The sequence below is a fragment of the Rhodopila sp. genome, assembly GCF_965277165.1.
In the GTDB taxonomy this organism is placed as follows: Bacteria; Pseudomonadota; Alphaproteobacteria; order Acetobacterales; family Acetobacteraceae; genus Rhodopila.
In genome coordinates this window covers 971385-983267 of record NZ_CBDICE010000006.1, presented here as the reverse complement: position 1 = coordinate 983267, position 11883 = coordinate 971385, and the positions used below count along the sequence as shown (strand labels likewise).

Here is an 11883-nt window from a genome sequence, read left to right as displayed (position 1 = left end):
AACGTATATGAGAACGTCTCCCCCATTGACAGCGGCACATCGATCACCGGCTTGCATTCATGCGCCTCCGCCCACGCATGAGCTGCTGCGGCCTCTTTGGCCGATATCGTAAAGTAGTATGGCTCCTCGGGCATGGCCTACCTCTTTCGAACCAGAAATTCATCCATCTTCCGGCCCTGAGAGACCAGATCCGCAAATACCCGAGGCGTACGGCCCCTTCCGCTCCAGGACGTACCGTCAGGACCGCGATATTTGACCGGAGCCGGTTTTCGATTTCCTTTGCCCGCCGACAGCGCGGGCTCCCGCGGCACCAGCGCATTCAGAGGCAGATCCAGTTCCTGAAACCTCGCGCGGGTTTCCTCCAACAGGGTTTTTCGGGCCGCCTCGAGCTTCCCGGCTTTCGCCGCCGTCGCTCGCGCGATCAAAGCATTCAAATCCGGCATGGACATGGATTCGATAGCCCCGGGCTGCGCGAGTTCCCCGATAATCCCATCCGGCACCGCAGCCTTTTTCTTGCGTGGCGACGCTGGCATAGCTGTCACTCCCGTAAAATCAGGAGCTATTTAACGCAATTGGTCGGATATGTCTAAAAGGGGATTAAATCGTCGAAATCTCCGCAGCCAGGTTCCCATTGGGGAAGATCGTCAGGCGATCCATCTGATCGCTCCCCAAGCGCCCGACGGGCCTTCGCGCGCCAGCCATCTATTTCCCGCGCGATATCGCGTCCCGGCGCGACGGCCTGCCAGGCCTGCAGTAATGGCCCCTTGTCTGCCTCCGGAATCCGGTCGAACTCTTCGACGGCGGAAAGAGGCGAGCGGCTGAACTCTGCCCACAGGGCCGCAGCCTGCAACAGCAATCCCGATTCCCGCCGCGCGTCATCCCCCATTTTGCCGTACATCGCCTCGACCGGCGCGATGCATTGATTCCGGGCCATGACGTGCAGCAGTGTGGAGATGCTGATATCGCCCTTCATCGCACGGATGCCGGTGACGATAGCTTCGTTTACGGAGAACGTAAGCGAGTCCGGCCCAACCACCTCGCGTAGCCATTTCAACAACCTTGGATCCAGCCGAATCGTCACAGGTATCGTGGACGCGTCCTCGTACTCCTGCGGTTCGGGATACAGGGCGCGACGGCGGGCTTTGGTAACCATGATCAGTGCCCGCCGCGCTTACGCCGGATACTCACCGCTCAATCTCAACATTCCGGCTGCGCGGCTGGCTATTAGCCGCCTCCTGCTCGCCCTTTTCCCGCGCGATCCGCGCATCCCGCCCAGCGATATCCTTTGAGATCCGCTCCGGGGTTCGCGGCACCAGGACGCCTGCTTCGTTGTACACCCAGGCGGGCTTTTCGGCGTTCTGATCTTTGTATTTGTCATCGGGTGACATGATTTTACCTATTATCTCGGGAACAAGACCGATTTAGCCAAAAAAACATGGACAGAGCGTGGTCACCTGAGTCTTTTCACCGGTGCGCCGATCTGTTTATTTGCGGGACCGCCAAGAGCCGCGCGGCGTCCGCCACTGCCATCCACCGCATCACAGGTCATCGCGGGTGTCGTCGAACCGAACGCGCCGCAGCTCTTGCGGCACATGAACGACCCCTTTGGCGACAGCGCACCGCAGACATGCGCTTGGCAATCCCCGCAGATAATCCACACCGTGTCGCGGCAGCCGGGACATGGCGGGCGGTCGAGTTCGGCGAGATTGATGGAAGCTGGCCGCTCAACCGCCGCCGATTCGCGCCGCAGCATGGATTGAAATCCGCCCTTGAGCGTCGGCTTTGCTCCGGGAGCATCCGGAATGGGCTTGAAGCGACCGTCGATACGCTCGTAGCTGATTGTAAAGTTCTCGTCCTTCAGCGCGCAGGCGTGCTTAATTTTGATCACTTCTTCCATCCTTTCACGGCGCGAAGTTCGTCCCGCGCCTGGTTGAGCCGTTGCGACATCCAGGCGACGCCAGTCACGTCCTGATGGCAGATCTTCATCAGGCGTTTGAACTGGTCCTCCATCTCCTGCTTCGTGAACTCGCCTGACAGACCAAGGATCGCCGGCGCGTCCTCAATGACCTTCTCTTTCTCTTCCGGCGTCATTCTGTCGGCCATTCTCTCCGCGCTGCGGTCAATGGCGTTTCCGAAGGGCGCCCACGCTTTTCCGCATCCCGCCGCAATAAGGAACAGCAGCATGGCGCCCACCTGAATGATGCGGCCCGCAATCGCCGGGACCGCTGCCCTAACGAAAGCGGATATGCCGTAGGCGATGGCCGCCAGTATCACCCCGCAGACGCCCAGAAAGACCCTGACCGACACGAAGGCGATCACGATGGAGGCGATCCCCACCGGGATCATCGCCAGCGGGGGCAAAGCGATGAACCACAGCCATAGCGCGTCGATCACAGGAAGCCTCCGAAGGCGACAGCGGCGGCGATGGCTGCGACAACGGCACCGGGGCCGATCAGCCCGGACAGGACGCGCAACCCGAAGCCGAGCAGGGCTTGGAGGGGGAACGATAGGGGAAGGCCGGGTGTCCGCTCTGGGTAATAAAACGGGTTGTCATAGAACTTGCCCCGTAACCCAGGACGTTCCCAGTATGGACGAATTCGCAGCTTCACGGGCGACAGGTTATTGATGAAGACAATCTGCTCCATCATCGACATGCGCATGACCTCGTCGGGCGTGATCAAGTGGCGAGATATGAGTTGTTCACCGTTCGCGGTTTTCTCTACGATAGACGTATCACCGCACATTTTCGAAACGTGTTCTGCCGTATCGAGTCCCCAGGCCGACAGATACTGCCGAACGTCACACGAACCCTCGATCACCTTCCATCCGGCCTCGCCATACGTATCCTTGGCCTGCGCGATGCTCTGCGTGACCAGGTGAATGCGGAGCTTGTACTTGCCCATCTCCGACAGCGCCTGGACAAGTGCGTCAAATTTCCCCAATGAATTAAATTCATCCACTTGGAGCAACACCCGGGATCGCGCCCTTTTCTCGGTATCCATCATGGTCCGCAGAACGCTCGTGATAGCGAGACGAACGAACGCGGCATGACTGGTCTTGAACTCCAGCGGAAGGATGACCGCGAACACCGCGCCCTTGATTTTCCTGCCCTGCTCGTCGTAGCCCTTCAGATCTTTTAGCCGAATGTTCGAGTGGCGAACCGAGTTCTGGATTGCCACGTCATCAAGCCACTTCGTGGCGATTTCCATGGTCGAGATGATGCCGCCGAATGCCTTCGGCTCGTTTATCATCATTCTTTGCCATTCATGGCCCTGAGCCTTGACGATCGCGTCCTTACTATCGGTCATGTCGGTAACGAGTTGGGCCCATTCGAGCATACTGCCGCGAAGATATTGGCGAATCCGCACAAGATTCTGACGCTCTGGCGCCTCCTTGATCTTCACGTGCATGAATAGCGCCTGATACGCGCCGAAGCTTTTCTGGTGGAAGTAGTTCCCGTCCTCCCCGCGTGGCGCGGAGCCGACCATTTGCGACGCATACAGCAGAGCGGTGCTGGCGAACGAATCGCTGTTCGGGTCGAGATCGTCACACACATTCAAGCTGCCGGACGCCAGGTTGTGCGGAAGACCGGTGTGAACACCCATCGGATTCAGCAGATGGATGTTGAGGCCCTGCCTCCGCCATTCCTTGACGCAGACGGCGGAGATTTCGCCTCCAGGATCAACAACGGCCAAGAACTTATGGCGAAGGGCGTTGGGGATGATGACGCCGGCACCCTTCATCGAGCGCGGTGAACCAACCGTGAGGATGTTCGACGCGCCCCTGTAGTAAACGCCCAGGAGGCAGGGAATGTGGAAGCGCCACACTGGAATGCCGCGCCAGTCGCCCAGCAGGAAGCCAGGATTGCCCTGGAGATCGACCCACAGGAACAGGCCGATACCAGCGGCGGCGGCGCCGACCCGCGCCCACGCCGCCTGCCACAGCTTCATCCAGTGCGCCGAGCCGCGCGTGGTCCCGCCCATCCGATAGCGCCTGGCAATCAGGATCAGCCCGGCGATGAAAACAACGCCAGCCCAGAACTGGCCTGCGGTGATGCTGTCGATGATGTCGTCGAAGGTCATTCTGCGGCCTCCAGACGCGGGACAGTCGGGATTTCCTCGGCGGCGCCGTCGATGGTGAAGGGTCCGGAGGGCTGTTCAGGCTGTTCGCCATCCGGCCATTCGATACGTGTTGGACCATGTTTCGGGCAGCCTGGAGGCCCTACACGCGCCCATTCCGCAGACACTCGTACCAGATAACCGCAACGCTTCTCGTTCTCTACGAATACACATTCCGCGCGCAGCATGCGTGTTCCTTGCTTTGGCGGACGGTTCGTCGCACCCTTCACGCGAACTTTATCGTAGTCGATGGCCTGATGAGGGATCGGCCCCACTTCCTTCGCTATCGCGTCTAAACGTGTCTGTAGATGCGGCTTTGGTCTGGCATTTTTCAGCCCAGCCGAGACATCCATCCCAATACTAAGTGCGATATCCCGGTAGGCCTTGTTCCGCTCAGGCCCCGTGATCGTATGGATAAGCTGGTTAAGCATCGCGCAGATGATCTCGCACGGGTCATCAATTGCGCTTCGAATGATGACCTCATGCGGGCCACCGGTAGCCTCAGGTCCGATCCATTCGCCTACAACCTTCGACTTCTTACCGCCGGACGGAAAACCAAAGCTGGGAATGATGTTTTCTGCGATGCGGTAGCCCGATTCCTCGAAGATCGGCCTTGTCAGGTCAATCGCCTGACGCTGCCATACTTCGCGGATATCGTGGTTGTTCTTCCTGACCTTTTGCTCCATGGGGGCAGCCATCGACCTTGCTCCTCGATTGTGGTAGCGAGGCGCGTATCAGAATGTGGCTGGACGGATTATGGACGCGTCGGAATCATGGAGTATCGCCCAGCGCCTGGTGGCCTATCAGCGGGAACACGGGCTGAGTTACGCTGACCTGATCAAGCGGATAAACACTGAGACCGAGGCGCTCGTCACAGAACCGCAGATAGCGGTTTTCCTGGCAACGGAGAAACTTCCCGGCGCGACACCCCGTGAGTTGCAAGCCTTCCTGACCGAAGTGGCCGCGTTTCTTGATGGACGGAAGCTGGACAGGGAAAAAGCGCCATCCGAGGAGACCAAAGATGCCTATGACGGCCCGGTTTTCACCGAGGACGAACGGGCTGTGATTCGGCAGAAGTTTATATATTACGGGCAGGAACATGGGATCGGCGTGCCGACAATCGCTAAACGGGTCGGCGCGCCACTCAAGACAATGCAGCGATTCCTGACGCCCATACCTCCCAAAAAAGAAGAAGATAAAGATAAACCGCCTGTTTATATGCGATCAGCCGATAGTTTCACCGCTGCTTGCGCTGAATTCGCAGCAAAGAATATTGAGTATCATGATCCCGCGTTCGATATCGGCATGGCGCTGTGCCGTATATATCCGCTGACGCTTCCATTCGAAGATAAATATACAACGATCCAATTCGGCAGCCACGAAAGCCGTACCCGTGAGGATCTTCTTATCCTTTTTCTGGGCGAGCTACAGACACGATCATATCTTGGGCACTTATTCATCGGACTTACCAATAAGGACTATGACGGAGCTTTAATCAACACTGCAGAGGGCTATATAGCGACGGTACGTGATAGATTTGAGTCAACGTCGTACTTTGTCCGCGCCGAGAATACCGAGGACGGTTTTTGGGTTGGGAAGCTGTCTGACAGACAGTTTAGCAGACTAGAACTTATGGCGGTAAAAACTCCTATTAGGTTTATAAAATGAGCGACGTTCTCGTATGCGGTGGCTATGACTACACGATTTTTGAAAGCGCCGCCGACGGCGATGTAGGGAAAATGTCGATCCTCTTAAGCCGGGGCGTGGACGTCAATTCCGTACACCCGACAAATGGCATGTCAGCTTTGCATTACGCTATAGGCCGACATCAATTCCAAATGTCGCAATATCTGATCGAGAAAGAGGCAAATTTCTTTCCTGATCGGCTAGGGCGCATGCCATCTATTCTCGCTCGTATAATGGAATGCAGCGAGGAGATGTGTGACCTGATTGATGAGGCGGAAGCCGCTCAAACCACTGGCGACAGAGTTCCTGATCTGTCATCCAATAGACGGCTATAGTCGCCCCCGCATCTCCCCAATCTCCACCTGCACACACGCCTCAAACCCCGGCGCGTCGGCACTTCCCCGCATCCTGAGAACGCGGCGTTCGGCTTCGGCGCGGTAGAACTCTTCGCGGGTCATCGGGCGCATCGGCGCCGGGTCGGGCGGCCGTTCGGTGATCTGGGACGGCTCCGGCATCACTCCGCAGTTTCTGGAGCCGTACCGCGGCGGTGCTAGCTTCGACGGCCTGGCCAGCCTCTCCGCAAACACCATGAAATGCCCGACCACCAGCATCATCCGGTACCAATCGCGTTCCCCGATATCGGCCCGCCAGCACAGGATTTGCTCGGGCAGGAGGTCGATGTCATACAGGAGGCTTTCGACTTCAGGCGTGACCTTGATGAAGGCGCGAACGCGCTCGAAAGCGGCAGATTGGGCGGGGGATAGGGTGAAGGGTTGGTCTTCCATGGTGACGCTGCTTTCTCCGCCTGTTCCCCGGCGGCGGCTAAATAAAATAGTGGTCCCCACGGTCGGAATCGAACCGACATTCTTACGGTTTTTGAGACCGGTGACTCTACCATTCGTCTACGTGGGGGATGATTTCAAATGCTCCAAAACCGCTGCACGATCCCATGCGCCCGCACCGGATCCGCTTCACTGACAGCCTCCTCCGCAATCTCCATCCGCTGCCCGGCGTTGTGAACGTCCGGATCGCCAAGATCGATCTCGGCATGGATCAGGGCGTCATGGGCAAGGGCGCGGATCAGCTTCGGATTGAGGGTGATAGGGTCGGCTTCAAGGGCCTGGCGCACGAGGCGGTTGGCGACGTGGGCGAACGATTGAGTTGTGGTAGGCATGGTCTAGTCTTTCTGCCCTTCAGGGCTTTCGTTGCACATACGCCCGCAGATCATCCACGGTTTTGATCTTCATGCGCGGCCCGCCGTTCTGATTGTCCAGTTCTTGAGGAAGCCACCACATGCGGTTCCTTTTATTCGAATACCCGCGGGTGATGTGGCAATGAAGCCGTTCCTGAAAAGATCGTTTTGGTCGCATCCGAAGACTACTGGGCCTGTCAATTGAATCTCGGTATACCCTTGTTCAATTAGAGCTTCGCGTGCCTCATCTTCACGGCAAGCGCACAACGTCAATACAGTGAGCAGGCCAAGCATCAAGGTCGTTCTCATTCCAGCCCCGCCTTCAGCCGAATCATCGCCTTCCGCCACGCCAGCACCGCCTTCACCGCCCGCATCTCATCCGGGGTCAGTTCGCCAGCGGCTAGCCGGATATCCTGTTCCGAAACATCGAGCATCATGGAAGCCGCGCCCATGCCGTCGATCAGGCCTTGGTCATAGGGTTGGGTCATGCCGCACCCCGCTTGAACGTAGATACAACAGCATTCAGTACTTTACGGACGCGATTATCGGCTTTTATCCCCAGAGCCTCTTTCAACGCGGCAAACTGCCCCTCTTGAAGTCCCGCGACCGGTGGAACGGCTACAGCGTGCCCACGGGCAACCGCCAGCAGCAGTTTTTTATTGGCGATTGACCGGCAATCGTTGCGGGCTCTCTCCGTTATCGACAGCCAGTATGTTTCAGGTGTGTCTTGCCGCTCTTCGGCATTCGCGAATTCCGTCCAACAATAGGCGCAGGCCAAGGCTTCGCGGGCGGTCCAGCAGGACGGGCGCAGTTTGAGGTCTGATTTCGGCTCGCCCGCCAGAGCATCGGCCTTGATGGTCCGCATATCGATGTGGTCTGTCATAACCGCCCACCAATCCCGACCAACGAGGCCTGAGTAATTGGCAACGCATGTCTTCCGGCTGGTAGCGCCTCGTTATAGGCCTCGGCAAGGGCAGCGATCATCCATGGCGTACGGCCGGTCGAGTTTGTCGACCGTTGCGAAGCTTCTTCCCGCAATTGATCAAGGTCTTTATCGAGCAGCACGGACTGGATCGTATTGTCGTGAATCGGGAAGTCCGCATAGGCCGCGTAAAAAGCCGACAACAACCGGACGGCAGTGGCGGTGATCATGCCTGGTTCATCGGGATAAACGTCGCGGAGCAGGCGCAGCGCCCAAATGAGGGCATCGTCACCGTGAACACGCATCGCAGTTTTCAGCGCTGCAATGGCCATCGTTTCATTAGGTTTGCTCACGGTCGCCATCTTCGGATATCGAGGGATCGAAACGCCGGTTTTTTCGCAAATGGCGGCCAGGCGGGCGCTTAATGGGTCTTCGGCCGCTACCATCGCATGATGGATGGCATAAGCGTTGACGGAGACTCGCTTGCCATTGATGCCGGCGAACGCCAAAGCCTGCTGCGCCGAAGTGAGATTATCGAGCAGCACAGCTGGGATTTCGCGGATACCGATTTGCTGTGCAGCGATCATCCGGTGCTGGCCGTCGATCACCCAGTATCCAGCTTCATCGCGCTGCGTGATTGTGATCGGCTGGAAAAGCGGCCACTGGAAGTGTGCGACAATGTCCTTGATGACCGCCTGACCGCGCTTCGTCGACACGTTCCGCTGATAGCTTTGATTAATATGGAGTTCGGTTGCAGGAACCCACATGAGGACCGGCTTGGCGCCCAAGTCACGCGGCGGCGCTAATTTCTTTGGAGGCGGCGGCGAAGCTGGTGCCGGGATTGGCGCGGGCGACGGAGCTTTCACTTGGGCCGGCGGCTCGACGTTGCCAGCCGGCAAACACTTCGTAACGCCGTTTCGTGCAATAAAGATCGCTTTCATAGCCGCAAGGTCGGCGCTAGATGTCTGTTTAGACTGCTTCACTTTCTCCTTCTTTCTGGCCCAAGGCCTTTATCTCCGACGCCCTCGGCATCCCCAATTTCCGCCAGTCCCCGCCAGGCTTCCCGGAGGGCAGCCCCGCCTTCCTGCACGCCATGCTGACCGCCTGCCGGGTCACGCCGATCTTGCGGGCGATCTGTGCGATCTGCATGCCCCTACGCCGCAGCCTCACAGCCTCCCTGGGCCAGTTGGGGTCGATATCCCTGCCCTGCAGGTGCGCGGCCCTCTGAGGGCTTGCGGAGACGCCCCTGACCGCCCTGCGGACCTGTGCGGCGCTCTTGCCCGTCGCCGCAGCGATATCCGGGACGCTCAGGCCGGTGCGGTGGAGGCGGACGGCCTCTTTGTGCCAGGCAGGGGTCATGACGGGCCTCCGGGCGTCGGGGGCGACGGCACAGAGGGGTATTCATCCTCCATGAGATCGACGGTCGCCGCGCCCCCTGCCTCGTCTGTGACGGAGAACACCGTGGCGATGCTGTCAGGGTCCTGGATCTTCCGGTCACTAGGAGTTGTCCTGACGAATTCACGGGGGCCATCTTTGTAGATGCGGGCAGCGATACTGACCGCTGCGCCAAATTGCGCACCAGATAAGCCCAAACTGGAGAGTTTGTCGCCGATCTTTTCGTGCAGAGTGTCGGCATAGGCCCGCATCCCACCGCCCTTATCCCAGCAGGAGGCATCAGCGGTTTCCGCGATCATCTGCCGCAGTATCTCTATCGCCGTGACCTGGATGGCCTGTTCATATCCCGGACCGAAACCGCCCATCTCAATCGACCAGACTGTTTTACCTGCGTCCCACTTGTCGATGACGTCCTGGGGCAACGTGCCGTAGGACTCATGCTCCTGGTGATCCTGTTCCTCATCCAGCGTGCGGTAGAAGACGACTTCGCCATTGATCGTCAGGCCGCGCACAGCGTAGCCAATGCCTTTGCCGTAAAAGCGGCATGTGTCGCCAACTTTCGGGGTAGCGGGGCTGTTGGCGGGTACGAAGAAAGACCAGCCATCGTCGCGTCTTATATTCCATCCACCGTCCGGGTAGGCAGTTACCTCCCCAGCTTTTACTTCCTCAAACTCTGTGTCGCTTTCATGTTTCCGTTCCACGATCTCCTGGCTTTCTCCGGCCTCCGCCGGGGTTGGTTAAAACAAGTCGAGTTGCATCGCCTTGGCTACCGGCTTTGCCACGTTCGCCGGAGCAATCCCGCCCTCGACCATCTTCGACAGCACGCCCGTCAATTCCCGCGCATCGCACTTAAGAGATTCAGACGCACAGCTGCTCGTCTCGTTGGCGATCTGGTCGAACCATGCCGCCGCTGCGGCCAACTCGTGCTGGAGCGCCTCTTGTCGCGTCTCGAAGGCATATCCGGCCCAGACAGATGGACCGCCGGATGTCGAAGCGAAGCCCTGGGCCTCGAAATCATGCCCGGAAAGCCAATGCCCACGGCCATTGAGCATCAACATGACGCGTGCGCTGCATCCGCGCACCTTCGCTAACACCACGGTTTCGCATTCCATATCCGATCCGTGCTCATTCGCACCGCCGCCATGCCACTCACAAAGGAATGCAGCTGCCGCATCACGCGCATCTCCGTTCAGGCCCCGGCCCCCGGCTTCGCGGACGATGGGTTCGAGGTCGATCACAGCGTCAACTCCATCTGCCGACCGGCAGATGCGCCTGGACAATAACGGCCCAGATCACCCCATTGACTTGCCATCGCACTTGCTACGCCACTGAAGAACCGCGACCGTTCGCGCCACCTTTCCGGCCCCGGCGACGCACGGTGAACCCTGTTTTCCCTGCCATCGACGATATCAGTCGGCGTCAGGGGCGGAAGGTTTTTCAGCCAGAAGCATGTGCGTTTCGTCTCTCCGTGACCAAATTGCCAAGGCTGTACGCTTTGCGCGAATTCTTGATAATTGCGAATCCGCTCTTTCGCGTGCCTGTGCATAACTGGATTCTCAATGCAAATCCGATCGATGGGGGCATTCCAGAAGGCGGAGAATAAGCCCGCGCCTTCATCCAGTTCCCGCCACATCTGTTGCAGCGTCTTGCCTTCAGGCGGCTTGGACAGCCAGCGCACGCCGCTATTGCAAAGACGGGTGCAGGGAGGATGGGCAACCATCAACAAATCCCACCCATCATCCAGAACGTCCCGCGCGTCGCCCCGAATATGACGGTTGCTCCCGTCCTCGGTTGGCAGAAGGTCGCAGGACCAAGCATCATGGCCTTTAGCCAAAAATGCGTTACGGACCGTTCCTGAAAATTCGCATGCGATCAAAACGCGTAAAGGCTCAAATAGCACAATCTCCTTATTCTTTCTCCGACACACCCTGTCGGCGGCCTCGTTTAGACGCTCTCGTATTTCAACTTCAGCCGCCGCAGCGTATCCAGCTCCTTCAGGCGATGACGCTCCAGATCAGCCTTCTCGCGCCCTTCCCGTTCCGCCCGCTCCTCCGCTGTTTCCGGGCGTTCGTACGTGATCCGAATGCTTGTGCTGTATTCGTCAGTGTTGAACTCCACCTCCGCGATCTCGCGGTATTCAAGGGGGACTGATTTCAATTTTTCCTGAAACCACATAATGACATCACCCAATTTTTCGCCGGGCATATCGCCGGAAATATCGCCGGGGTTGTAGGTGCATACGTTCATTGTGGGTGGCGACATTTTCTCCTTTGACTTTCTCCAACTGCATCCGCGTTGGCCGGTGTTGAACGTGCCTCGACGTGCCATGACTGTCCGCCGGAAACGGACACCCGGAAGGAACCAGGCTGTTGCGGCACATCGAGAAAGGCCGGGCCGAAGCGCCTTCCCCTAGAAGATTATCTTGTGCCGAGTGACCACGTACAAAACGGGCGATTTGCCCTGATCCTGGAGGTCTTTGTAGCGCCCAGTCGCGGCGGTCGCTGTATCGAATTCTTCCGTAACCCCGTCACAAACGACTTCGATTGTTGCGCCTTTTTCCATCATCTTTT

The 11883-nt window shown here is 58.3% G+C and carries 20 protein-coding genes and 1 tRNA gene; 2 read left to right on the top strand and 19 right to left on the bottom strand.

What is annotated here, in order from left to right; genetic code table 11:
* Positions 1-137: 137 nt before the first annotated feature.
* From ACQY4Y_RS16285 to ACQY4Y_RS16255, 7 genes are all read right to left on the bottom strand, one after another.
* Positions 138-533, bottom strand: coding sequence for an H-NS family nucleoid-associated regulatory protein (locus ACQY4Y_RS16285; protein ID WP_428491648.1), 396 nt, complete (start codon positions 531-533; stop codon positions 138-140).
* Positions 534-586: 53 nt separating this feature from the next.
* Entirely contained in the window at positions 587-1153 is a 567-nt protein-coding gene (locus ACQY4Y_RS16280) for a hypothetical protein (RefSeq protein ID WP_428491647.1), read from the bottom strand.
* A gap of 31 nt (positions 1154-1184) precedes the next feature.
* A complete protein-coding gene (locus ACQY4Y_RS16275; protein ID WP_428491646.1) occupies positions 1185-1388 on the bottom strand; it encodes a hypothetical protein in 204 nt (67 codons plus the stop codon).
* Between the two features lie 62 nt (positions 1389-1450).
* On the bottom strand, positions 1451-1888 hold the full coding sequence (locus ACQY4Y_RS16270) for a hypothetical protein (RefSeq protein ID WP_428491645.1): 438 nt from the start codon (positions 1886-1888) through the stop codon (positions 1451-1453).
* Positions 1885-2394: a hypothetical protein gene (locus ACQY4Y_RS16265; protein ID WP_428491644.1), complete on the bottom strand. Its 510-nt coding sequence runs from the start codon at positions 2392-2394 to the stop codon at positions 1885-1887. The genes ACQY4Y_RS16270 and ACQY4Y_RS16265 overlap by 4 nt, the downstream gene beginning before the upstream one ends.
* Entirely contained in the window at positions 2391-4082 is a 1692-nt protein-coding gene (locus tag ACQY4Y_RS16260) for a type IV secretory system conjugative DNA transfer family protein (RefSeq protein WP_428491643.1), read from the bottom strand. The genes ACQY4Y_RS16265 and ACQY4Y_RS16260 overlap by 4 nt, the downstream gene beginning before the upstream one ends.
* Positions 4079-4816 carry a hypothetical protein gene (locus ACQY4Y_RS16255; protein WP_428491642.1) on the bottom strand — a complete coding sequence of 246 codons (738 nt, stop codon included), beginning with the start codon at positions 4814-4816 and terminating at the stop codon, positions 4079-4081. The genes ACQY4Y_RS16260 and ACQY4Y_RS16255 overlap by 4 nt, the downstream gene beginning before the upstream one ends.
* 58 nt (positions 4817-4874) lie before the next feature.
* Between ACQY4Y_RS16255 and ACQY4Y_RS16250 the strand changes: the two genes are divergently transcribed.
* Positions 4875-5786, top strand: a complete 912-nt coding sequence (locus ACQY4Y_RS16250; RefSeq protein ID WP_428491641.1) for a hypothetical protein — start codon at positions 4875-4877, stop codon at positions 5784-5786.
* Positions 5783-6139 (top strand): ankyrin repeat domain-containing protein, encoded by a 357-nt coding sequence (locus ACQY4Y_RS16245; RefSeq protein WP_428491640.1) that lies wholly within the window; start codon positions 5783-5785, stop codon positions 6137-6139. The genes ACQY4Y_RS16250 and ACQY4Y_RS16245 overlap by 4 nt, the downstream gene beginning before the upstream one ends.
* On the opposite strand, the gene ACQY4Y_RS16240 is transcribed toward ACQY4Y_RS16245, so the two are convergent.
* The 12 genes from ACQY4Y_RS16240 to ACQY4Y_RS16185 form a co-directional block, all read right to left on the bottom strand.
* Positions 6134-6589, bottom strand: coding sequence for a hypothetical protein (locus tag ACQY4Y_RS16240; RefSeq protein WP_428491639.1), 456 nt, complete (start codon positions 6587-6589; stop codon positions 6134-6136). The two genes, ACQY4Y_RS16245 and ACQY4Y_RS16240, sit on opposite strands and share 6 nt — an antisense overlap.
* Positions 6590-6639: 50 nt before the next feature.
* Positions 6640-6716: transfer RNA gene (locus ACQY4Y_RS16235), tRNA-Leu, on the bottom strand.
* Positions 6717-6723: 7 nt separating this feature from the next.
* Positions 6724-6978 carry a hypothetical protein gene (locus tag ACQY4Y_RS16230; RefSeq protein ID WP_428491638.1) on the bottom strand — a complete coding sequence of 85 codons (255 nt, stop codon included), beginning with the start codon at positions 6976-6978 and terminating at the stop codon, positions 6724-6726.
* Between the two features lie 69 nt (positions 6979-7047).
* On the bottom strand, positions 7048-7290 hold the full coding sequence (locus ACQY4Y_RS16225) for a hypothetical protein (protein WP_428491637.1): 243 nt from the start codon (positions 7288-7290) through the stop codon (positions 7048-7050).
* 11 nt (positions 7291-7301) lie between these two features.
* Positions 7302-7484, bottom strand: coding sequence for a hypothetical protein (locus ACQY4Y_RS16220; RefSeq protein WP_428491636.1), 183 nt, complete (start codon positions 7482-7484; stop codon positions 7302-7304).
* Positions 7481-7879 carry a hypothetical protein gene (locus ACQY4Y_RS16215; RefSeq protein ID WP_428491635.1) on the bottom strand — a complete coding sequence of 133 codons (399 nt, stop codon included), beginning with the start codon at positions 7877-7879 and terminating at the stop codon, positions 7481-7483. The genes ACQY4Y_RS16220 and ACQY4Y_RS16215 overlap by 4 nt, the downstream gene beginning before the upstream one ends.
* Positions 7876-8859, bottom strand: a complete 984-nt coding sequence (locus ACQY4Y_RS16210; protein WP_428491634.1) for a DUF6551 family protein — start codon at positions 8857-8859, stop codon at positions 7876-7878. The genes ACQY4Y_RS16215 and ACQY4Y_RS16210 overlap by 4 nt, the downstream gene beginning before the upstream one ends.
* A 28-nt stretch (positions 8860-8887) precedes the next feature.
* Entirely contained in the window at positions 8888-9277 is a 390-nt protein-coding gene (locus tag ACQY4Y_RS16205; protein WP_428491633.1) for a hypothetical protein, read from the bottom strand.
* Positions 9274-10014, bottom strand: coding sequence for a hypothetical protein (locus tag ACQY4Y_RS16200; protein WP_428491632.1), 741 nt, complete (start codon positions 10012-10014; stop codon positions 9274-9276). Before ACQY4Y_RS16200 ends, ACQY4Y_RS16205 begins: the two co-directional genes overlap by 4 nt.
* Before the next feature lie 36 nt (positions 10015-10050).
* Positions 10051-10551 carry a hypothetical protein gene (locus tag ACQY4Y_RS16195; protein WP_428491631.1) on the bottom strand — a complete coding sequence of 167 codons (501 nt, stop codon included), beginning with the start codon at positions 10549-10551 and terminating at the stop codon, positions 10051-10053.
* Positions 10548-11213, bottom strand: a complete 666-nt coding sequence (locus ACQY4Y_RS16190) for a hypothetical protein (RefSeq protein ID WP_428491630.1) — start codon at positions 11211-11213, stop codon at positions 10548-10550. Before ACQY4Y_RS16190 ends, ACQY4Y_RS16195 begins: the two co-directional genes overlap by 4 nt.
* Positions 11214-11257: 44 nt before the next feature.
* The gene (locus ACQY4Y_RS16185; RefSeq protein ID WP_428491629.1) at positions 11258-11575 is read right to left on the bottom strand and encodes a hypothetical protein; all 318 of its coding nucleotides are present in this window, start codon (positions 11573-11575) and stop codon (positions 11258-11260) included.
* Positions 11576-11883 lie beyond the last annotated feature (308 nt).

Excerpts from the sequence above, each read along its gene's own strand:
- ACQY4Y_RS16205 (WP_428491633.1), bottom strand. The coding sequence starts at position 9,277 with ATGACCCCTGCCTGGCACAAAGAGGCCGTCCGCCTCCACCGCACCGGC.
- ACQY4Y_RS16225 (WP_428491637.1), bottom strand. The coding sequence starts at position 7,290 with ATGCTTGGCCTGCTCACTGTATTGACGTTGTGCGCTTGCCGTGAAGAT.
- ACQY4Y_RS16260 (WP_428491643.1), bottom strand. The coding sequence starts at position 4,082 with ATGACCTTCGACGACATCATCGACAGCATCACCGCAGGCCAGTTCTGG.
- ACQY4Y_RS16220 (WP_428491636.1), bottom strand. The coding sequence starts at position 7,484 with ATGACCCAACCCTATGACCAAGGCCTGATCGACGGCATGGGCGCGGCT.
- ACQY4Y_RS16215 (WP_428491635.1), bottom strand. The coding sequence starts at position 7,879 with ATGACAGACCACATCGATATGCGGACCATCAAGGCCGATGCTCTGGCG.
- ACQY4Y_RS16230 (WP_428491638.1), bottom strand. The coding sequence starts at position 6,978 with ATGCCTACCACAACTCAATCGTTCGCCCACGTCGCCAACCGCCTCGTG.
- ACQY4Y_RS16245 (WP_428491640.1), top strand. The coding sequence starts at position 5,783 with ATGAGCGACGTTCTCGTATGCGGTGGCTATGACTACACGATTTTTGAA.
- ACQY4Y_RS16240 (WP_428491639.1), bottom strand. The coding sequence starts at position 6,589 with ATGGAAGACCAACCCTTCACCCTATCCCCCGCCCAATCTGCCGCTTTC.
- ACQY4Y_RS16280 (WP_428491647.1), bottom strand. The coding sequence starts at position 1,153 with ATGGTTACCAAAGCCCGCCGTCGCGCCCTGTATCCCGAACCGCAGGAG.
- ACQY4Y_RS16210 (WP_428491634.1), bottom strand. The coding sequence starts at position 8,859 with ATGAAAGCGATCTTTATTGCACGAAACGGCGTTACGAAGTGTTTGCCG.
- ACQY4Y_RS16255 (WP_428491642.1), bottom strand. The coding sequence starts at position 4,816 with ATGGCTGCCCCCATGGAGCAAAAGGTCAGGAAGAACAACCACGATATC.
- ACQY4Y_RS16285 (WP_428491648.1), bottom strand. The coding sequence starts at position 533 with ATGCCAGCGTCGCCACGCAAGAAAAAGGCTGCGGTGCCGGATGGGATT.
- ACQY4Y_RS16275 (WP_428491646.1), bottom strand. The coding sequence starts at position 1,388 with ATGTCACCCGATGACAAATACAAAGATCAGAACGCCGAAAAGCCCGCC.
- ACQY4Y_RS16185 (WP_428491629.1), bottom strand. The coding sequence starts at position 11,575 with ATGTCGCCACCCACAATGAACGTATGCACCTACAACCCCGGCGATATT.
- ACQY4Y_RS16250 (WP_428491641.1), top strand. The coding sequence starts at position 4,875 with ATGGACGCGTCGGAATCATGGAGTATCGCCCAGCGCCTGGTGGCCTAT.